Here is a 19772-nt window from a genome sequence, read left to right as displayed (position 1 = left end):
CGAACGACTGATCGCCATTCATGGTCCACACTTTGAACCCCAGCTGCCGGAGAGCGTTCCATGTCAGACCGTTATATCGACTTCGCCAATTCGTCCATCGGCCATCGTCTGGTCGGGGCCATGGGCCTGCCGTCGCCGGTGCGTCTGGAACGCTGGCAGGCCGGGCGCCTGCGGCCGGTCGAGGGCGCATTGCTGATGGGTGGCGGACCGTTGACAGAAAAAGTCAGCGCCTTCGCCAACCGCCTGACCGACGCAATCTACAGCTACGGCACCGAGCCGTCCCTGGCCACCGCGTGGATTCCTGGCCACGGCCCGAAACTCAAAGCCGTGGTGTTCGATGCCAGTCACCTGGTGCAAACCGATCAGCTCAAACAGCTGCGCGAGTTCTTTCAGCCGCTGATGAAAAACCTCGATCACAGTGCACACCTGGTGATTCTGGGCCGGGCGCCGGAGTCCTTGAGCGACCCGATCGCCTCCAGCGTCCAGCGGGCCCTGGAAGGGTTCAGCCGTTCCCTCGCCAAAGAATTGCGCAGCGGTGGCACCTTGCAGCTGATCTACGTCGGAGAAGGCGCCGAGAATCAACTGGAAGGGCCACTGCGGTTTTTCCTCTCGCCGAAAAGCGCATTTGTCTCCGGGCAAGTGATTCGCTTGAACGCCTGCGACACGCCGGTCGAAGACTGGACGCGGCCACTGTCCGGGCGCAAGGCGCTGGTGACGGGTGCCGCTCGCGGCATCGGCGCCTCGATTGCCGAAACCCTGGCCCGGGACGGCGCCGAGGTGATCCTGCTCGACGTGCCACCGGCCAAGGCCGATCTCGAAGCCCTCGCCGCACGCCTTGGCGGGCGCAGCATCACCCTGGATATTTGCGCCGACGATGCCGCCGCGCAGTTGATCGAACACTTGCCCGACGGCGTCGACATCGTGGTGCATAACGCCGGCATCACCCGCGACAAAACCCTGGCCAACATGACCCCGGAATTCTGGGACGCGGTGCTGGCGGTCAACCTCAATGCGCCGCAAGTGTTGACCAAGGCCCTGCTCGACGCCGGCACCCTGCGCGACAACGGCCGGGTGATTTTGCTGGCCTCGATCAGCGGCATCGCCGGCAATCGCGGGCAAACCAATTACGCCGCGAGCAAGGCCGGGCTGATCGGCCTGGCCCAAGCCTGGGCGCCGCTGTTGCATGAGCGTGGGATCAGCATCAACGCCGTGGCGCCGGGGTTTATCGAAACCCAGATGACCGCACACATTCCGTTTGCCCTGCGTGAAGCGGGCCGACGCATGAGTTCGCTGGGCCAGGGCGGTTTGCCGCAAGACGTCGCCGAGGCGGTGGCCTGGCTCGCGCAACCGGGCACCGGCGCGTTTACCGGGCAGGCGTTGCGGGTGTGTGGGCAAAGTGTTCTGGGAGCGTAGCGATGATCATCGACTGGCACACCCTCAACCGTGAACCAAGCCTGCCCGGGTTGTATGTGCGGGCGGCCACGCGCCGAAAAATCACCGGCACCACCCTGCCCGATAGCGGTTTGCGCTGCTGGCTCGACGTCGATCCAAAACGCCTGGCGGCGTACCGCAAGGTCTGTGGTTTTGCGGACAACGGCCTGCTGCCACCGACCTATCCCCACATCCTCGCCTTTGCCTTGCAGATGCAATTGCTCACCGCCAGGGAATTTCCCTTTCCGCTGTTGGGGCTGATTCACCTGAGCAACCGCATTCGCGTGCTGCGGCCCATGGGCGGGGTGGGCCGTGTGCGGGTCAGTGTGCAAGTGCAAAACCTGCAACCCCATGCCAAGGGTGCGACGTTCGATCTGGTGACGACGCTGGACGATCAACTCGGCACGCTGTGGGAGGCCGAAAGCCAGATGCTGTGTCGCGGGGTCAAGCTCGAGGGCGAGCCGGTGGAGGATGAGTTGGCGACGACGCTGGCGCTGACGGAAGTGGCGCGCTGGAAAGCCCCGGCGGACATTGGCCGGCAATACGCCAAGGTGTCCGGGGACTACAACCCGATTCACCTGAGTGCGGCCAGCGCCAAGCTGTTCGGTTTTCCTACGGCGATTGCCCACGGCCTGTGGAACAAGGCGCGGACCCTGGCAGCGCTGGCCGATCATCTGCCGACGGCGAACATTGAGATCGCCGTGCAGTTTCGCAAACCGGTGCGCCTGCCCAGCGAGGTGACGTTGCTGGCCAGCGCGGCGGCGTCCAGTGGCGATTTGCAGTTGGTCGGCGCCGGGGAATTGGAGCATATGGTCGGGCATTGGCGGCCGGTGGCCTGATGATCGTTCCCACGCTCTGCGTGGGAATGCAGCCCGGGACGCTCCGCGTCCCTCCAGAGCCGAACGCGGAGCGTCCGTTGAGGCATTCCCACGCAGAGCGTGGGAACGATCAGGTCAGTGGCTGGCCCGTGCGGCGGCGCCGAGTGGCGATTTGCAGTTGGTCGGTGCCGGGGAGTTGGAACACACGGCCGGGCATTGGCGGCCGGTGGCCTGAACCTGATGATGATCGTTCCCACGCTCTGCGTGGGCATGCAGCCCGGGACGCTCCGCGTCCCTCCAGAGCCGAACGCAGAGCGTCCGTTGAGGCATTCCCACGCAGAGCGTGGGAACGATCAGGTCAGTGGCTGGCCCGTGCGGCGGCGCCGAGTGGCGATTTGCAGTTGGTCGGTGCCGGGGAGTTGGAACACACGGCCGGGCATTGGCGGCCGGTGGCCTGAACCTGATGATGATCGTTCCCACGCTCTGCGTGGGCATGCAGCCCGGGACGCTCCGCGTCCCTCCAGAGCCGAACGCAGAGCGTCCGTTGAGGCATTCCCACGCAGAGCGTGGGAACGATCAGGTCAGTGGCTGGCCCGTGCGGCGGCGCCGAGTGGCGATTTGCAGTTGGTCGGTGCCGGGGAGTTGGAACACACGGCCGGGCATTGGCGGCCGGTGGCCTGAACCTGATGATGATCGTTCCCACGCTCTGCGTGGGAATGCAGCCCGGGACGCTCCGCGTCCCTTCAGAGCCGAACGCGGAGCGTCCGTTGAGGCATTCCCACGCAGAGCGTGGGAACGATCAGGTCAGTGGCTGGCCCGTGCGGCGGCGCCGAGTGGCGATTTGCAGTTGGTCGGTGCCGGGGAGTTGGAACACATGACCGGGCATTGGCGGCCGGTGGCCTGATGATCGTTGATGATCGTTCCCACGCTCTGCGTGGGAATGCAGCCCGGGACGCTCCGCGTCCCTTCAGAGCCGAACGCAGAGCGTCCGTTGAGGCCTTCCCACGCAGAGCGTGGGAACGATCAGGTGTCGGGGGACCATGGTCAATTGTGTATATAACTTAAGTGCTCTCCCCCGCCATTACTCGCCTGCGTCCAAACCATCCTCATTGATTTAAAACGAATTCCCCTCTCGACCCACACCCAAGGTATTAACCCTTAGGCAGCATTCCTGCGCCTTGTATAAAGGCGTTAATACCAACTTGAGAATGGCCTCAAAGCACGCCCTGGATTGTGATGTGCACAACGGACGAAGGCATTGCCGGCGACAGATCGGCAAGCCATCGAAGACAACGAACGTTGTAACAGGTGCAAGGAATGACTCTCATGAAAACTCAAGTGTGGTGCAAGTCGGCAACAGCTTTGGCGTTGGTCCTCTCCCTCGGCCTGGCCGGTTGCAGCAGCGGCGGTGGCGGTCATCACAGCACGTCCGGCGGCTCGTCCGATGGCGCGGCGGGTGCGGCGGGAACGGGTAGCGGCGGCACCAGCGGTACGGGTGGCGGCACCGGTGGTGCGAGCGGGACGGATGGAACGGCCGGGACCGGAGGCACTGGCGGCACGGGAGGCACCACCGACCCAACCAATCCAACCAATCCAACCAATCCAACCAATCCGACAGACCCGACTGATCCCACCAACCCGACCAATCCCGGCGGGCCTGCACCACTGGTGACCAGCACGCTGGTCCAGGACGTCGGCAAAACCGTCAGCGGCGTGGGCGATGGCGTCGGGCAGATCGGCGATTCCCTGAGCACGGTTCCGGTGGTTGGCGGCGTGGTGCAAAGCGCGGTCAACACCACCGGCAATGTGGTCAGCACCGTCGGTGACGATCTCGCCAATGGCTTGGGCAAATTGGGCAGCGACCCGCAAGCCCTCAGTAAAACCACGGCAGTCGTCGGCGACGTGGTGTCCGATGCCGGTAACGGCGTGACGGATTTGAGCAGCAAACTGAACACGGCCACCAGCAGCATTCCCCTGGTCGGCGGCGTCGTCAGCAAAGTCACCCCGGTGCTCGGCGATGTCGGTGAAAAAGTCACCATGCTCGGCGATACCTTGAACATCGCCACCAGCACCGGGCCGCTGGGGTCCGTCACCAACGGCGTGGGCAATAAGGTGCTGGTGCCGGTGGTCACGCTGGCTGAAGGCCTGACCGGCAAAGTCGGCAGCGCCACTGGCCTGGGCAACCCAATCGATGGCCTGGTCGACAAGGTCGGCAGCACCGTGGGCAGTCTGGGCAGCAAAGTGACGGCGGCAGGCAATGGCAATGCGGTGACTAACACCGCGGGCGGCGCGCTGACTAACCTGGGCACCACCGTGGGTTCGGCGGGCGGCCTGGTGGCGAGTTCCGGTGCAGGGACGGGCGGCGGTCTGGGTGGCTTGGGCAGCACCGGGTTGCTGCAAACAGTCGGCGGTGCCGTGGCGAATGTCGGCGGTGGTTTGAACGCCGGCAGTACCAGCTCAGTGGTCAGTGCCGGCGGTGTGAACCTGGGCGCCATAGGCGGCACGGTGGCATCGATTGGCGGCGCACTCGGCGGCTCGAGTGCTCCCAACCTCGGCCCAACCGCACCGCTGGCCAGCGTCGCAGGCGTGATCGGTACTGCATTGAATCCTGTCACCAGCAGCGTCACCAGCCTCACTCAACAAGTGGGTGGCACCACCGGTCTCGGCGCCCCGGTCACTGGTCTGCTCAGCCAGGTCGGTGGAGCGGTCGGCGGCGTCGGTAGCAGCATTACCGCTGCCGCGCCCAACCCGGTAGTAGCCGCTGTCGGCAACACCGTCACCACCGTCGGTGCTACCGTTGGCGCGGTCGGTGGGCTGGTCGCTAGCGGCACCGGCAGCACCGGCACAACCGGTGGTCTCGGCGGCCTGTTGGGTGGCCTGAGCGGTAACAAACGCTGAATTGCACCTGGCCGATTCGACGGCCTTACCTGCAGCGCCTACGCTTGGTTGGAGGCGGAAGATTCAGATGAGTCTTCCGCTTTTTCTTTTGGAGCAAGACAGCCTGCGGTTCTGGTTCAGTCAGCTGACGAGCCCCGGGATGTCGCGATATGACCATGGAGTGTCCTATGCGCGTTATGGCTTCCCTGCTGTGCCTGACCGTCAGTTCTTTCGCTTTCGCCGACACCCTTCCGAGCTTTCTCAACAGTAACGAAACGATCCGCAACCTCCCCGTGCCAAACCTGCCCGCCGACGCCTACCGCCCGACAGCGGCACCGTTGCAAGTGCCTGAACCCGGCGCCACCGCCGCCCAACCGTTGATGATGGGCACAAAAGTGACGATCAAAAATGTGCAGATCGAAGGCGGGACGATTTACCCGCTCAACGAATTGGCGGCGCTGTATCAACCATTGCTCGGCCACGAAACCAGCCTCGCCGAGTTGATCGAAGCCACCCGCAATATCACCCGCCGTTACCAACAGGACGGTTACTTGCTGTCCTACGCCTTCCTGCCGCAACAGGATTTCAGCCAGGGCGTGGCACGGGTGGTGCTGGTGGAGGGTTACATCAAGGACTACCAGGTGCAGGGCGACCTCGGGCGGGTGAAAAGCCTGCTGGACAAACTGGTGGCCAAGCTCCAGGCCGAACGACCGCTGACCCGCAAGACCTTCGAGCGCTACACCACGTTGATGAGCCGCATCCCCGGCGTGACCTTGCAGGCGCAAGTGCCGCCACCGGGCACCACCGACGGCGCGGCATACCTGGCGGTGCAAGCCAGTCGCAAACCGTTCACCAGCAGCTTGAGCGCCACCGAAAACAGTCGCAATGGCACCCAGGCCTTGCTCGGAATCAGCAGCAATTCCCAGACGGCGATGGGCGAACAAGTGAGCCTCAGCGGACTGTTCCCGCCGGGGGACGACAAAGAGCATTACTACCGTCTGGACTACAACCAATTCCTCAACGCCGAAGGCACGCAACTGAGCCTGTCGGCCTCGCGCTACCGCGCTGATCCGGGCACCAATGTGCTGCTCGACAATGGCCTGCAGCTCAAGCCGCACCGGGAAAACGATCGCTACTCCATCGGCTTCAGCCACCCGCTGATCGCCTCGCCCAATGAACAACTCAGCGCCGGTGCGCGGCTGTATGCGGTCAACGACAAAACCCGCTACGACGTGGTCGATGACCCGCGCAGCGTCGAAGTGCGCACCGACATCCGCGCCCTCGCTTTCGAAAGCGACTGGCGCCAGGCCGACGCCCGGCAACTGCGGATTCTCAGTGGCGGGGCGTACCAGGGCATCGATGGCATGGGGGCGAAAACCAGTGCTGATGTCGACCTCAATTTCCTGCGCCTGCGCGTATCGGGAGTGCAGAGCGACAAGTTCTTCGACAACTGGCAAGGCGTGCTCTCGGCTGCACTGTACTGGAGCGACGACACCCTGCCCGACAGTGAACGCGCGGTGTTCGGCGGACAGAATTTCGGCCGTGGCTACCCCGACGACCAGGCGTCCGGTGACAAGGGTTGGGGGGTGGCTTACGAAGTGAACTACAGCTTCAACCGCGACGGAAACTGGCTGCGGGTGCTGCAACCCTATGTGGTGCTGGACCGCTCGAAAACCTGGTTCAACCAGTTGCCGGTGCAGGGCAACAACTTGTCCTCGGCGGCGGTGGGCCTGCGGTTTGGGGATGCGAAGTACTACAACATCGCGCTGGAAGCGGCCAAGCCGATGTCGGATGAAGCGCTGGACACGTTCAACCGGCGACCGCGCTATAGCGTGAGTTTCAGTTATCAGTTGTAGAGGCCATCGCGAGCAGGCAACACGCTTGCTCGCGATGAACAAAAACGCGGTCTGAAATCAGAACGCGTAACGCACCTTCGCCGTAAAGGAATCGGCATTGAAATCGGTGCTGGTCACGTAGTTGTAAGACCCACCGACACTCCAGGCGCCCATCACATAGTTGGCGCCCAGGCCCAGTTCATAGCTGTCGCGCACCGGCGTCGTACCGCGCGTAGTGAACGAATCGCCGCCCAGTGCAAAGGCCGACGTGGTCGCGGTCTTGTCACCGATAAAGTCGTGCCACGCCATGACCTTGGCTTCAGGTTCAAAGCTGCCGGTGCCGACATCGAACGCTGCGGCCAGGCGTGCGCCCACGCCCATTTCGCCCACTTCATAGCGCTGGCTGCCGACGTTCAGCGACGCCGAACTGCCCTTCTCGCGGTACGCATCCATGCCGACGTTGGCGTAACGCGCACCCACCTGCGGTTCGAGCACCAGGTTCGGCTGCAAGCGCAAGCTGTAACCGGCCAATGCGCTGACACCCAAGATATCGCTGTCGTAATCGCCCTTGGCCCGAGTGCCGGCGATGTAGCGCTTGGACTCGTTATCGTTCCAGCCATACATCAACGACGAATCAACGAACCAGTTGTCATGGGTCCAGTTGCCATACAGGGTCAACGCATGTCCGGTGACATCGGTCTTGCTGCCCAGATCGGATTTCACATCGCTCTTGAGGTAGCTGTAGGCCAGGCCGACAACGGTGTCGGCATTCAACTGACCGTCAGCACCGACCGCAATCCCGTGGCTGTCGGCGTCATAACCCGCCACGCCATGGCGCTCGTCCTGATTGGCATTGCTGCTCAGCGCTTGCAACCACACGCCTTTGTCCGTCGAACCGGTGCCGGTACGGGCGCGGCTGGAGCGGTCGTTGATGGCATTGGTCATCAGCGTCTGGCTGTTGGTGGTCGCATGCAACACGCCACGGCTGACGTCCGGGCTGAGCTTTTCCGACAGTTGCGCCAGTTCGGCGTCCGTGCCCGCGTTGGCGAAGGCCTGGAACACCGGGTCCTGTTCGTCGAGCAACGGCATGACGGCCGTCGAGAAACGCCCAATGGCCCCAACCGCGTTGCGCGTACCGCCGGCGCTGAGGATATTTTGTGCAACCACGGCTTCGGATTTGGTCGTCACCAGGGCCTTGATGTCATTGCCTTCCACGCCAAAGCTTTTGACATCCAGCAAGGCCGACGACGAAGTCACGCTCAGGTTCTCACCGCCGGTCAATGAGCCGGAACTGATCAAGGTGTAGCGAGTGCCGCTCGCATTGATGCGGAAGTCGCTGGAGCGCGCCAGCAACTTCAGTTGCCCACCCGGTGCAATATCCGTGTCGCCAGTGACCTTCAACACCGGCAACGCGGGGTTGGTGTCGTTGCCCAGGTACATTTCCAGCACCGAGTCGGACCCCTCCATGTCGAAGTCGCCGATGATCGTGGTGTGCGGTTGCATCAGCGTCAGCTTGCCGCTCTCGACCGTGACGTACCCCGAGCGGATGGTTGAGCCATCGAAGTTCACGTCGCCGTCGATGAGCACCCCCGAAAGGCCCAGCAGATCGCCTTTGACGTTGCCGCCATTCCAGTAGAAATAGCTGTTGCCACCGTCAACCTGGATCGCAGCCGTGCCGCCCTCGATGAGGCCGCCGTCCTGATAAAAATTGAAGGCACCCTGGCCTGCGACGGGCAGGCTGACATGGATGCCGTAGGCCTCACCCGAGATCGTGCCGCGGTTCCACGCCGCATACCGGTTGCCGGGCGCCAACACCACACCTTCAAATGCCAGCGCCTCGGCGTCGAGGCCGGTGGCGCGAATGCTGCCCTCGTTATAGACGGTGTTGCTCAGCGTCGCGCGGTCCAGATCCACCGCCATCGCACCTTCACCATTGGCGCTGATCGAACCGGTGTTGTTGATCCCCGTCAGCGTGGTGTGGGACAGCAGCACCCCTACCGGGCGCATGCCATTGACCGTAATTTCGCCGCTATTGACCAACGAATTCGTCAGCGTGATGCCGCTGGCGTCGATACCCATCGACGCACCGCTTGTGGCAAGGCCATTGATCTTGATTGAGCCGTCATTGATCAGGGAGCCGCCGATCACCGTCGCACCACTGCCATTGCTGATCGAGATGCCGCGTGCAAACGCCAGACCATCAATGACGATCGAGCCTTTGTTGGTCAGGTTTTCCTGGAGGGTCAGCGCCTGGAAGTTCACCGCATCACCCGATCCAGGCAACGCAGGTACGACGTTGAGACTTCCGGTGAACGTGGCGGCTCGCCACGTCTGCCCAGTGCCAGAGTACGGGCCATTGCTCAAATCGTAATTGAGGTCCGCCGCTTCAACGGCAGAGGTCTGAAACGCGGCAGCCGCCACGGACAACGCCAGCAACGAGCGGCGCAGGCAAGAGGTATTCAATCGAGAGTCCCTTCCGAAACTTGAAATGGCAGTTTCAGCAGGGTGACGAATTAATCAGGCATCCCTACCGGCCCCTCAGCAGGGTGCTGATCGGGGGCGGCAAATGTACACGAGCCATCATTTCGACACTACATAAAAGTCAAAGTGATGGCGTCAAATTTAACTGATCAAGGATTAACCAGGTGGGTCGCGGGCAGCGGGAACAAATTGTTCAACGTCTCCAACAACCGCACGTGATAGATCGGCTTGCGAAACAGGTCGAGCACCTGCAGGCGCAGCATGTCGCTGACATCCTCCATGTCCGCATGCCCGGACGTCACGATCACCGGCAAGTGCTGGCGTGAGGTGTGTTCGCGCAAACGCTTGATCAGCGACATGCCGCTCTCCTCCGGCATGCGCAGATCAGTGATCACCAGGGCGATATCAGGGTGGCGGGTCAGATGATGCAGGGCGAGCTTGACCGAGGTGGCCGTAAAGCAACTGAAGCCCTTGCCCTCCAGCAACTCCGCCAACTCCAGCAACGCGTCCTCTTCGTCGTCAACCAGCAGCAACTGTTGGCGTTCTTGAGGAGCGTTCATAGGATGGCACCCGCTGTGGACTAAGCGCTGACGTTAGAAGCCCTTTGGCGCATTGGCAAGTGACCGTCCATTGGCATCGACTGGATTCAGAGCGCACCCGAAATGGTGGTGAACATGGTGGTCACCGCCGTTTTGATCGGTGTGACGAAGGCCGCCAGCGCCACCGCCACCATGCCGGCAATGATGGCGTACTCGATACCCGAAGCCCCTTCGGTGTCCTTCGCCAGATTTACGTAGAAAGAAAGTTCGGACTTGATCTTCTGAGCCGTTGCTTTGAAGGACATGGCATTTCTCCTGATGACTGCGGTGTTGCAGGGTCACAACATAATTCCCCTATGCCAGCATCAGCATTGTCGCCAAAGGCTTTACCAACAACTGTAAGAACGAATTATCACTTAAGTATTAAGTCGTGCACTTTCGCTTGAAAAACCACGTTTGGCGCTTTAACCCTCTACTTTCGTTCGCTATTTAAAGCGAGGTAATGGCGTTTTGCTTTAGCTGCGCTACCGTCAAATAGCGAAATAGTTGCATGTTCATAGCTGCCTGATTGCGAAATTGTCTCGAAGGAATGGCGAGTCATTAGCAGCGGGGAAAGGGAGAGCCGTCATGAACAGCCGTGTCACCCTGGGCCTGGCCGGATTATTCCTAGTAGGTGCCGTCATTGCCGGTTATTGGGGCCTGGTGCTGGGCCGTCAGCCGGAACCCGCGCCTGTGGCGCAGCCCAACGTGGTGACGGTCACCGCACCAGCCGTGGCCACAGCGCCCGAGGAAGACCCCACCCGCCAACCGGTGGTGGTGTTGCTGCGCGATATCGCGCCGTTTGTGCAAATCACAGCAGCCGACGTGGCCCTGGAAAAACTGCGCACCGCGCCGGCCGGCAGCCTGAGCCGACTCGATCAGGCGATCGGTCGTGCGCCGTGGCGCGCCCTGAGCGCCGGGAGCTGGCTCAACGATGAGAGTTTCGAAGCCGGCAGCGCACTGGCCCGGATGATCCGCCCCGACGAACGCGCCCTCGCGGTGGCCGTGGATGAAGTGATCAATGCCGGCGGCCAGTTGAGCCCCGGCGACTATGTCGACGTGCTGCTGTTTCTGCGCTCAGACGTGAACAACCCCCAGCAATCGGCCCAGGTCGTGGTGCCGGCGCTGCGGGTGCTCGGGGTCGGTGAACAATTGGGCCTGACCAACGACGGTCAACCCGCCAGGCCCGGCCTGAGCGACGACGACAAACTCAAGCAAGATCAACTGCGCGCCAGCGCCCGATCGGTGCTGCTCGCGGTGCCCGAACCGTTGCTGAGTCGCTTGATGCTCGCTGCCCAGGCCGGGGTTTTGCGCCTGGCGGTACGCAGCGCCGAAGAGAAACGCCTGGCCCATTACTGGGCTGGTGAAAGCGCTTCACCCGCCAACCTGACCAGCGCCAACCGCGACTTGATCCAGTTCAACCAACTGGCCATGACGCCTGCGCCAAAACCCCTCGCCACCGCCAGTCGCGCCGCACCGCGCACGTCGAGCGTGGAAGTCATACGCGGCAATGAAATCACCCAACAAACCCCCTGAGTCGAGCAAGGACGCATCTAAATGCGCAGACGTTCCATGTCCATGTTCCAAGGCCTGCTCTGGGCCTCCGTGCTCAGCGGCCTGCCACTGACAACCACCCTGGCGGCCGTCGGCAATTGCGCCGCGCTCGGCCCGTTGCCGGCGGTGCTGGAAGTCGGTGAAGGGGTGCAACAGGCCCTGCAATCACCGGTGGCGATCACCCGGGTGGCGGTGGGCGATCCGAAAATCGCCGATGTTCGGGTCAACGGCAATCAAGCGTTTCTGGTCACCGGCATGGCTCCCGGCGCCACCAGCCTGATGGTCTGGACGGCCTGCGCCAGCGCACCGCGCCAAAGCATGGTGTTCGTGCAAGGCAAGGCCACGGCGGCCATGACCAGCGCTACCCGGTTGCCGTCCGATGACCCACTGCTGCCGTCGCAAGTGCAGACCGATATTCGCTTCGTCGAAGTCAGCCGCACCAAACTGAAAGAGGCCGGCACCTCGATCTATGGCAAGAACTCCAACTTTCTGTTCGGCTCGCCGGGCACGGTGCCCAACACCGCCGTCACCCCCCGAGTGCTGCCGCTGCGCAACCTCGATCCGCGCATCGCCGTGCCGAGCATTCCCCTGGCCAACGACATGTTCAACATCGTCGCCGGCGGCGGTAATTTCCTCGCCATCATCAACGCCATGGAAGGCAGCGGCTTTGCCTACACCCTGGCGCGGCCGAGCCTGGTGGCGATCAGCGGACAGAGCGCGAGTTTTCTCGCCGGCGGTGAAATCCCGATCCCGGTGCCCAGCGCCAACAGCAACAGCTACTCCATCGAGTACAAGGAATTCGGGATCCGCCTGACCCTGACGCCGACCGTGGTCAGCCAGGATCGCATCGCCCTCAAAGTGGCGCCGGAGGTCAGTGAACTGGACTACAACAACGGCGTGACCATCGGCGGCACCACCGTGCCGGCGTTCACCATTCGCCGCACCGACACCAGCATTTCCCTGGCCGATGGCGAGAGCTTCGTCATCAGCGGCTTGATCAGCACCCAGAACTCGTCGCAGGTCGAAAAATTTCCCGGCCTGGGCGACATCCCGGTGATCGGTGCGTTCTTCCGCAACTCGTCGATCAAGCGCGAAGAGCGCGAACTGCTGATGATCGTCACCCCGCACCTGGTGCAGCCATTGGCGGCCAACGCGCAATTGCCGTCGTTGCCCGGGGAAAAACTGCGCAACTACGACCCCAACTGGTATCGCCTGTACTTCCTGGAAAACGGCAATTTCGATAAACGCAGCGGGTTATCGCAATGAGCCAGAACCTGAACCAGACCTTCCTCGCCATCACCCGCAACAGCACCGACCTGGAGTGGCTGCAAGGCGCGCTCGCGCCGCTGGGGCAAGTGGTCAGCGCCGGTGGCGGCAGTCTTGACGAGTTGCTGGCGCTGGTCGACGTGACCTTCGCCAGCCTGGTGTTCGTGGGCCTGGACCGTGAACACGTGGTGGCCCAGAGCGCGTTGATTGAAGGCGCCCTGGAAGCCAAACCGATGCTGGCGGTGGTCGCGTTGGGCGACGGCATGGACAACCAATTGGTGCTCAACGCCATGCGTGCCGGGGCGCGGGATTTCGTTGCTTATGGCTCGCGCTCCAGTGAGGTCGCCGGGCTGGTGCGACGCTTGAGCAAACGCCTGCCGCCAGTGGCACCCAACACGCAACTGGGCGGCCTGACGGTGCTGTATGGCGTGCAAAGCAACGGGGACGGCGCGCTGCTGGTCAACCACATGGCGCAAGTGGTGCAAAAGAGCGGCCAGCAAACCCTGCTGCTGGACCTGGGCCTGCCGCGCGGCGACAGCCTGGCCTTGCTCGGCCTTGAAAGTTCGTTCCACTTCGGCGATGCATTGCGGCATTTGCGGCGCCTCGACGCGACCCTGATCGACAGCGCCTTCACCAGTGCCGAAGCCGGGCTGCGCATCCTCGCTTACGCCGCCAGCGACGAGCCGCTGGAACACACCAGCGCCGCCGAGTTGTACATGCTGCTCAGCGCCTTGCGCCAACACTTCCAGCACATTGTGGTGAACCTCACCGGGCAGCCGGACAGCGAAGCGCTGCGCACCTTTGTCAGCCACTGCGACAAGTTGCTGTGGTACACCGACCAGAACGTGCTCGACTGCCGCCGCAACCTGGCGGTGCTGAATCTGTGGCGCGAAAAAGGCATGAAACTCGACCACGCACGGCTGCTGGTGGACCGCTATTTGCGCAGCGTCGCCCCGGATTCCGAGACCCTGGGCAAGAGCTTCGGCCTTGAGGTGATTGCGGTCCTCGCCTACAGCCCCGAAGTGCGGCTCAACGCCAAGAACCAGGGCGTCACCCTGTTCCAGTTTGCCCCCCGTGAAGTCCTCACCCAGAGCCTGCGCACCCTCGGCGAACGGCTGGCGAAACGCTCCGAAGGCCTGGCCAAACCCAAGGCCGGCTGGTTCAACCGCTTGAGGGGCACACCATGAGCGGCGAAAAACTGTTCGGCGCGCCCCAGAGCGGACCGGCCGGCAACAGTGACCACGAAGGCCTGAAACTGGTGTTGCACCGCTACATCATCGACGCCATCGAGGAGTCCGGAAAAAACCTGCTGGAAGGCTCGCGGCCAGTGCTGTCGCAGTTTGTGATCGACAAGGTGGCCGAGTACATCGCCCGCCTGCACCTGGCGATCTCCCGCTATGAGATGGAACGCCTGGCCGAGGAAATCGTCGACGAACTCACCGGTTTCGGTCCGCTGGAAGTGCTGCTGCGCGACCCCGCCGTGACCGAGATTCTGGTCAACGGCCCGCACCGGGTCTTCATCGAACGCGACGGCGTGCTGCATCAAAGTGACCTGCGTTTTATCGATGCGCACCACGTCGAACGGGTGATGCAACGGATCCTCGCGCCGCTCGGGCGACGGCTCGATGAGTCGTCGCCGATGGTCGATGCGCGGCTGCCCGACGGCAGTCGGGTCAACGCGATCATTCCGCCGATTGCCCTCGATGGCCCATGCCTGTCAATTCGCAAATTTCGCAAGGACATGCTCAAGAGCAACGACCTGATGGCCATGCAAACCATCGATCAGGCGATCTTCGATTTCTTTCAAGACGCCGTGGGCAAGCGCTGCAACATCCTGATCAGCGGCGGCACCGGCACCGGCAAAACCACGTTGCTGAACATTCTCAGCCAGTTGATCAACCCCCACGAACGCTTGGTCACCATCGAAGACGTGGCGGAGTTGCAGTTGGGCCATCCCCATGTGGTTCGCCTGGAAACCCGTCCGCCAAATGCCGAAGGCCACGGCGAAGTGAAGTCCAGCGACTTGATCCGCAACGCCCTGCGCATGCGTCCCGACCGGATCATCCTCGGCGAGATTCGCGGCGTCGAAGTGCTCGATGTGCTCACCGCGATGAACACCGGCCACGACGGCTCCATGAGCACCGTGCACGCCAACAACGCCCAGGATGCCCTGTTGCGCCTGGAGACTCTGGTGGGCCTGACCGGCCGGACCATCGCCGAACGCACCCTGCGCCATATGATCTGCGCGGCCCTGGACGTGGTGATCCAGTTGACCCGCCTGCCCGATGGTCGGCGCTGTGTCAGTGAGGTGGTGGAGGTGGTCGGCGTGCGCGACGACGTCTACGTGACCAACACATTGTTCCGCCTAGACCGGCGTACCGGTTTCGGTTTTCTGCGCGAGGCGGTCCACCCCGCCGGCGACAAATTGCGCCGCGAATCGGCGCTCATTCCTTTTCCGAACTGAGGGCCCGGGCATGCTCAAGGTGTTGCTGCTGATCCTGGTGTGCCTGGCGCTGCTCGGCTTATCGGCGCGGATGTTCCAGCGCGGATTACGCCAGTCCGCCAGCGAACGGGTCATCAGCCGCTTGACCCAAGGGCAGCCGGAATTGACGGTGCAAAAGTCCTCGTGGGTTGGCCTGGAGCGGGCCTTTCTGCGCGCCGGCCTCGGGCGTCCCACCGAACGCCTCGGCCTGTGGTTGCTGCTGTGGGCGCTGGGCGTTGTGATCGGTTTCGCGCTGGGTGGCTGGCCCGGCCTTTTGGTGTTGCTGGCGGTGCCGCCGCTGCTCCTGCGGCTGTACGTCGGTTGGCGTTACCAGCGCCGGCTCAAGCGCATGATCGAACAACTGCCGCAGTTGCTCGACCACACCGTGCGCAGCCTGAAATCCGGACGCACCTTGGCCGACGCCGTGCTAGGCGGCATCGATGCCGCCGAAGACCCGCTGAAAAACGCCATGAGCCGGGTCCAGCGTAACGTGCAGCTGGGGGTCAGCTTGCCGGATGCCGTGTCGGACCTGGCCGAGCTGTATGAGCAGGAGGAATTTCGTCTGTTCGCGCTGGGGCTTAAGGTCAATCACCGCTACGGCGGCAACGCCAGCGAGCTGCTGGAAAACCTGATCAAGATGATTCGCGAGCGGGACCAGGCCGCGCGTCAGCTCAGTGCCATGACCGGTGAAACCCGCGTCACGGCAATCGTCCTCGCCGGGTTGCCGATCAGCCTCGCCGGCTACTTCCTGTTGTCCAACCCGCAATACCTGCTCGCCATGTGGCACGACGGTTCGGGGCAGCTCATGCTCGCCACCGCGTTCGGTTTGCAGGTGGTGGGTTGCCTGGCGCTGTGGCGCATGTTGCGCAGCCTATGAAGATCCCGTTGCTGATCAGCGCGCTGCTGTTGCTCACCGCCGGTATGTTGTTATTCGCCGGCCTGCTGGACCAACAGCGCCGGGTGCGCCAGGTGACACGGCGCCTGGATGGGCACCTGCCGGACCACCGCCGCTTCAGCCGTTGGTTGCAGGTGCTGGGCAACAGCCGGCTCGGTCAGCGCTCGGTCAACCTGGACCATGAAACCCAGGTGTTGCTCAACCGTCTGGGCTGGCGCAGTGCGCGTCGGCGCTCACTGTTCGCGGCGTTCCAGGTTGGCGTACCGGTGCTGGCGCTGGCGGTGACGTTGCTGATCCAGGGCCTGTTTTTTCCTGACCTGGACAACCATTGGATCGTCCCGGCGTTCGCCACCGGTATCGGTTATCTGCTGCCCAAACGCTTGCTGGTCGCGGCCGCGCAACACCGGCAAAAACAACTGGCGACCGAGATTTCCACCTTCATTCCCTTGCTGCGCATTTTGTTCGAGTCGGGCATGGCGGTGGAGCAGGCGCTGCGGGTGTTGAGCCTCGAAGGCAAACATTTACTGCCGGCCCTGACCCATGAATTGCGCCTGGTGCTGGCCCGGGTCGACTCCGGCCTGGAGCTGGGCGAGGAACTGAACAAGGCCAGCCGCTTGCTGGCGGTGGATGAGTTCAGCGACACCTGCGTGATCCTTCAGCAATTGATCCATCAGGGCGGCGGTGCGATGAAATCCCTGCTGGCGCTCAAACTGCTGCTCGATGACCGGCGCCTGACGCGCTTGCAGGAATACATTTCCAAGATGTCCGCCAAAATGTCCGTCGTGATGATGCTGTTCCTCTTCCCGGCGTTATTGATCGTGCTGGCCGGCCCGGGCTTCACCGCCCTGGCCCGGGCCTTTGCTTCTTGAGGGGAATGTGATGAAAGCGATGATGGCCGGTTTGAGTCTGCTGTTGCTCGGTGGCTGCGCGAGCAACGGGCAGGACCCTTGGAGCACTTTGACCAGCAGCGCCAGTTGCAGCAAACCCAGCGCCGATCAACAGCTGTCGTTGAACCTGGCCGACGACATGGCCAAGGACGGCAAGCTGCACGCCAGCCTGGCCAACCTGCAAAACCTGCCCGACAACCTGGCCGACGTGCGCTTGCGCAAAGCCAAGGTCTATCGACTGCTGGGCCGCAACGAAGCCGAGCCGTTGTACCGCAGCCTGCTCGGCAGTTGCATGGCCGCCGAAGCCGAACATGGCCTGGGCCAACTCGCCGCCGCCAACGGCGACAACGGTCAAGCCCAGGCCCACTTGCAACGCGCCGCACGCCTGGCGCCCACCGACGAAAAAATCCGCAACGACCTGGGCGTGGTTTATCTCAATCAGCGGCGGGTCGAAGACGCCCAATTCGAATTCCTCACCGCGATGGAGCTCAAGCAGAGCGACCAGTTAGCGGCGGTCAATCTGGTGACGCTGTTGATCTACCAGGACGACTGGAGCCGCGCCGCCGAACTGGTCAGCCGCGTCGGCCTGAGCCCGGCGCAAGTCACCGAGGCCCAGGCCCGCGCAGAACGACTCAAGACGCCGGGCAAGGCTGTCCCAGCCGTGGCGGCGCAGGACGCCACCGCGACGGCATCGACCATCCAATAGACGAGGCCTTGATGAAAACCACCACCTTCTGCGGCCTCGCGCTGTTGACCTTGCCCCTGGGCTCATTTGCCATCGACGCCGGCCCCGCGTCGCCGCAACAGCAGGAAACCGAAGTCTGGCTGCAACTGCAAAGCCGCAACACACTGGCCTCGCCCAAGCTGCAAACCGCCACCGCGACCGAGCGCGAACTGAGCATGCAGCGCTGGTTGAAAAGCTACCTGCACGAGATACCGAAGTTCTTTGATCAGGATGAGGGCGGGAAAGTCGACAGTGGGTCGGGGGGATAACGGGCACCGTTTTTGCCGCGCTTAAACAGATTTCTGCGCAAGCGTTTAAAGACACCCGGTGTTACGTCATAAACGGCTACAACGCCTTGCGTCGTTGCCTACGCGTACGCCAGAATCCGCCGGCTTGTGCGCCTTGGGGCTCGTCGGTAACTTGGTTCCTGTCACTGCACATCAGTGATCGGGTTTAGTCGCCCGGTGGTTATCGGTTAGGTGCATAAGCACCATTCAGTCAGGTCACCCCATTCCTGCACTTAATGGTGGTTGTGCGCAGGGCGCCCTCGGGCGCGCCGGGCTTTCTGATTCCACCGGTCGACTAACCTGCGTACAGCCGCCACCTCCTTTTAGTCGAGAGTGGTAGCGGCCCCAACTCAGGAATCAGATATATGTTCAAAGTTACACCTAACCCCCCGAACACCGATCCAGTCCCCTACGACGCCGCTTTTGAACTTGATCCCAAGAAAATGAAAATGGCGGCCGAACGTGCGCTCAGCTTCTACCTCAACCCCGGGGCGACGAAAACGCAGATACCGCCCCGCAGTTACGGCACCTTCTTCACCATCGACGCAGCGGTGGATAACGAAACGTTGCTGGTCGAGGTCTACGAATCGTTATCAACGGCCCGCAAGATGGTCAACGATCTCGTCGAGCTGACGGACGGCCCGCGACGCCACACGATGCTGGTGTTGCATCGGTCGCTCCTGATGGGTGAGATGGCGGCCGATCGGATGCTGGACAACCACAAGCCTGGATAGCCACCAGGCACGGCAGTGAGGGGGCGTGCTCCCTCACTGTCCTAATTATTCGTCCCCACCTTGCGCCCTGGTTTGCACGCTCGGCCTCTATCAGTGCGCAGTCACGCGCTGGTGCATTGCGGCATTGTTCGGCGACAGGGCCAGCGCCAATTGCGTGCGGTTATGCATGTGGGTCAGGCGCAGCACCTGGGACACGTACAACTTCACCGTGTTCTCGGTAATCCCCAGCTCACAGGCAATTTGATAGTTGGTCTGGCCCTTGCCCACCAAGCGCGCCACATCGAGTTGGCGTGGCGACAGCTGATTGAAAATCGCCGGGATCTCTTGCCGTTCCGCCTCACTCGGCTCGCCCGTGTCAGTGCCCAGCAACGCCGACGAACGCGGCGCGCGTCGCACCCGGTCCAGATCCTGGTAAAGGTCGTCGATCGACTCGGACAAGTACTGCAACTTCTGATTCAAATGCCCGAGCTGCACATCTTTATGCCGCTCCTGCAACGCCGCTTCCTGGCGCTGCAAACCTTCCAGCAATTCATCCAGGTCAATCGGCTTCTGGTAGTAATCGGCAATCCCGGCGCGCAAGGCCTTGATCACGTCCTGCTTGTCGGCGCGCCCGGTGAGCATGATCGCCTCGAACGCCCGCTGCCGGCCGCACAGGCGTTTGAGCTCCTGCACCATCTGGATGCCGTCCATGTCCGGCATGTGCAAATCGCACAACACCAGACCGATCTCCGGGTCCTGGGTGAAGCGCTCGACCGCCTGGGTGCTGGACTCGCACGGCACACAGCGGTAACCGTTGCTCTCCAGGAATTCACACAGCTCTTCGACCACCAGAGGCTGATCGTCGACCACAAGCACTTTTACTGCGGACGTAAGCTTGTTCACGTGCTACTCCATGCCCAGGCCGAAAGCTGACCATTCCTGTA

General features: G+C 62.6%; 17 protein-coding genes and 1 pseudogene. 14 read left to right on the top strand and 4 right to left on the bottom strand.

What is annotated here, in order from left to right:
- The first annotated feature begins 60 nt into the window (after window positions 1–60).
- The 5 genes and pseudogenes from ACY4LX_RS04780 to ACY4LX_RS04760 all read left to right on the top strand — a co-directional run bounded on the left by ACY4LX_RS04780 (window position 61) and on the right by ACY4LX_RS04760 (window position 6982).
- Window positions 61–1413, top strand: coding sequence for a 3-oxoacyl-ACP reductase (locus ACY4LX_RS04780; protein ID WP_463259311.1), 1353 nt, complete (start codon window positions 61–63; stop codon window positions 1411–1413).
- 2 nt (window positions 1414–1415) lie between these two features.
- Complete coding sequence (locus ACY4LX_RS04775; protein ID WP_149660706.1) at window positions 1416–2270, top strand: MaoC family dehydratase; 855 nt, start codon at window positions 1416–1418, stop codon at window positions 2268–2270.
- A 790-nt stretch (window positions 2271–3060) separates the two neighbouring features.
- Window positions 3061–3153: pseudogene (locus ACY4LX_RS04770) on the top strand (acyl dehydratase); the annotation flags it as partial.
- 422 nt (window positions 3154–3575) lie between these two features.
- Window positions 3576–5147 carry a collagen-like triple helix repeat-containing protein gene (locus ACY4LX_RS04765; RefSeq protein WP_463259310.1) on the top strand — a complete coding sequence of 524 codons (1572 nt, stop codon included), beginning with the start codon at window positions 3576–3578 and terminating at the stop codon, window positions 5145–5147.
- Window positions 5148–5314: 167 nt separating this feature from the next.
- Window positions 5315–6982 (top strand): ShlB/FhaC/HecB family hemolysin secretion/activation protein, encoded by a 1668-nt coding sequence (locus ACY4LX_RS04760; RefSeq protein ID WP_463259309.1) that lies wholly within the window; start codon window positions 5315–5317, stop codon window positions 6980–6982.
- Window positions 6983–7039: 57 nt separating this feature from the next.
- Here the strand turns inward: ACY4LX_RS04760 and ACY4LX_RS04755 are convergent, their stop codons facing one another.
- The 3 genes from ACY4LX_RS04755 to ACY4LX_RS04745 all read right to left on the bottom strand — a co-directional run bounded on the left by ACY4LX_RS04755 (window position 7040) and on the right by ACY4LX_RS04745 (window position 10286).
- Window positions 7040–9424, bottom strand: a complete 2385-nt coding sequence (locus ACY4LX_RS04755; protein WP_463259308.1) for an autotransporter family protein — start codon at window positions 9422–9424, stop codon at window positions 7040–7042.
- A 167-nt stretch (window positions 9425–9591) separates the two neighbouring features.
- Window positions 9592–10002 (bottom strand): response regulator, encoded by a 411-nt coding sequence (locus ACY4LX_RS04750; protein WP_463259307.1) that lies wholly within the window; start codon window positions 10000–10002, stop codon window positions 9592–9594.
- Between the two features lie 86 nt (window positions 10003–10088).
- Window positions 10089–10286 carry a Flp family type IVb pilin gene (locus ACY4LX_RS04745; protein WP_149660700.1) on the bottom strand — a complete coding sequence of 66 codons (198 nt, stop codon included), beginning with the start codon at window positions 10284–10286 and terminating at the stop codon, window positions 10089–10091.
- 322 nt (window positions 10287–10608) lie between these two features.
- Between ACY4LX_RS04745 and cpaB the strand changes: the two genes are divergently transcribed.
- From cpaB to ACY4LX_RS04700, 9 genes are all read left to right on the top strand, one after another.
- Window positions 10609–11556 (top strand): Flp pilus assembly protein CpaB, encoded by a 948-nt coding sequence (cpaB, locus tag ACY4LX_RS04740; RefSeq protein ID WP_463259306.1) that lies wholly within the window; start codon window positions 10609–10611, stop codon window positions 11554–11556.
- Between the two features lie 21 nt (window positions 11557–11577).
- Window positions 11578–12840: a type II and III secretion system protein family protein gene (locus ACY4LX_RS04735; protein WP_149660698.1), complete on the top strand. Its 1263-nt coding sequence runs from the start codon at window positions 11578–11580 to the stop codon at window positions 12838–12840.
- Window positions 12837–14027 (top strand): pilus assembly protein, encoded by a 1191-nt coding sequence (locus tag ACY4LX_RS04730; protein ID WP_463259305.1) that lies wholly within the window; start codon window positions 12837–12839, stop codon window positions 14025–14027. The genes ACY4LX_RS04735 and ACY4LX_RS04730 overlap by 4 nt, the downstream gene beginning before the upstream one ends.
- The gene (locus ACY4LX_RS04725) at window positions 14024–15304 is read left to right on the top strand and encodes a CpaF family protein (RefSeq protein ID WP_463259304.1); all 1281 of its coding nucleotides are present in this window, start codon (window positions 14024–14026) and stop codon (window positions 15302–15304) included. Before ACY4LX_RS04730 ends, ACY4LX_RS04725 begins: the two co-directional genes overlap by 4 nt.
- A 10-nt stretch (window positions 15305–15314) precedes the next feature.
- Entirely contained in the window at window positions 15315–16199 is an 885-nt protein-coding gene (locus ACY4LX_RS04720) for a type II secretion system F family protein (protein WP_463259303.1), read from the top strand.
- Window positions 16196–17086, top strand: a complete 891-nt coding sequence (locus tag ACY4LX_RS04715; RefSeq protein ID WP_463259302.1) for a type II secretion system F family protein — start codon at window positions 16196–16198, stop codon at window positions 17084–17086. Before ACY4LX_RS04720 ends, ACY4LX_RS04715 begins: the two co-directional genes overlap by 4 nt.
- Before the next feature lie 10 nt (window positions 17087–17096).
- Window positions 17097–17810 (top strand): tetratricopeptide repeat protein, encoded by a 714-nt coding sequence (locus ACY4LX_RS04710; protein WP_149660693.1) that lies wholly within the window; start codon window positions 17097–17099, stop codon window positions 17808–17810.
- Between the two features lie 11 nt (window positions 17811–17821).
- A complete protein-coding gene (locus tag ACY4LX_RS04705; RefSeq protein WP_463259301.1) occupies window positions 17822–18097 on the top strand; it encodes a DUF3613 domain-containing protein in 276 nt (91 codons plus the stop codon).
- A 383-nt stretch (window positions 18098–18480) separates the two neighbouring features.
- Complete coding sequence (locus ACY4LX_RS04700; RefSeq protein ID WP_463259300.1) at window positions 18481–18849, top strand: DUF6124 family protein; 369 nt, start codon at window positions 18481–18483, stop codon at window positions 18847–18849.
- A 90-nt stretch (window positions 18850–18939) separates the two neighbouring features.
- Here the strand turns inward: ACY4LX_RS04700 and ACY4LX_RS04695 are convergent, their stop codons facing one another.
- Complete coding sequence (locus ACY4LX_RS04695; protein WP_149660690.1) at window positions 18940–19731, bottom strand: response regulator transcription factor; 792 nt, start codon at window positions 19729–19731, stop codon at window positions 18940–18942.
- Window positions 19732–19772: the final 41 nt, after the last annotated feature.

The sequence above is a fragment of the Pseudomonas sp. Emmai genome (assembly GCF_055179735.1).
The sequence above is the reverse complement of the archived record's forward strand: the minus strand, read 5'-3'. Positions and strand labels throughout refer to the sequence as shown.

Excerpts from the sequence above, each read along its gene's own strand:
- ACY4LX_RS04780 (WP_463259311.1), top strand. The coding sequence starts at position 61 with ATGTCAGACCGTTATATCGACTTCGCCAATTCGTCCATCGGCCATCGT.
- ACY4LX_RS04775 (WP_149660706.1), top strand. The coding sequence starts at position 1,416 with ATGATCATCGACTGGCACACCCTCAACCGTGAACCAAGCCTGCCCGGG.
- ACY4LX_RS04765 (WP_463259310.1), top strand. The coding sequence starts at position 3,576 with ATGAAAACTCAAGTGTGGTGCAAGTCGGCAACAGCTTTGGCGTTGGTC.
- ACY4LX_RS04760 (WP_463259309.1), top strand. The coding sequence starts at position 5,315 with ATGCGCGTTATGGCTTCCCTGCTGTGCCTGACCGTCAGTTCTTTCGCT.
- ACY4LX_RS04750 (WP_463259307.1), bottom strand. The coding sequence starts at position 10,002 with ATGAACGCTCCTCAAGAACGCCAACAGTTGCTGCTGGTTGACGACGAA.
- ACY4LX_RS04745 (WP_149660700.1), bottom strand. The coding sequence starts at position 10,286 with ATGTCCTTCAAAGCAACGGCTCAGAAGATCAAGTCCGAACTTTCTTTC.
- cpaB (WP_463259306.1), top strand. The coding sequence starts at position 10,609 with ATGAACAGCCGTGTCACCCTGGGCCTGGCCGGATTATTCCTAGTAGGT.
- ACY4LX_RS04735 (WP_149660698.1), top strand. The coding sequence starts at position 11,578 with ATGCGCAGACGTTCCATGTCCATGTTCCAAGGCCTGCTCTGGGCCTCC.
- ACY4LX_RS04730 (WP_463259305.1), top strand. The coding sequence starts at position 12,837 with ATGAGCCAGAACCTGAACCAGACCTTCCTCGCCATCACCCGCAACAGC.
- ACY4LX_RS04725 (WP_463259304.1), top strand. The coding sequence starts at position 14,024 with ATGAGCGGCGAAAAACTGTTCGGCGCGCCCCAGAGCGGACCGGCCGGC.
- ACY4LX_RS04720 (WP_463259303.1), top strand. The coding sequence starts at position 15,315 with ATGCTCAAGGTGTTGCTGCTGATCCTGGTGTGCCTGGCGCTGCTCGGC.
- ACY4LX_RS04715 (WP_463259302.1), top strand. The coding sequence starts at position 16,196 with ATGAAGATCCCGTTGCTGATCAGCGCGCTGCTGTTGCTCACCGCCGGT.
- ACY4LX_RS04710 (WP_149660693.1), top strand. The coding sequence starts at position 17,097 with ATGAAAGCGATGATGGCCGGTTTGAGTCTGCTGTTGCTCGGTGGCTGC.
- ACY4LX_RS04705 (WP_463259301.1), top strand. The coding sequence starts at position 17,822 with ATGAAAACCACCACCTTCTGCGGCCTCGCGCTGTTGACCTTGCCCCTG.
- ACY4LX_RS04700 (WP_463259300.1), top strand. The coding sequence starts at position 18,481 with ATGTTCAAAGTTACACCTAACCCCCCGAACACCGATCCAGTCCCCTAC.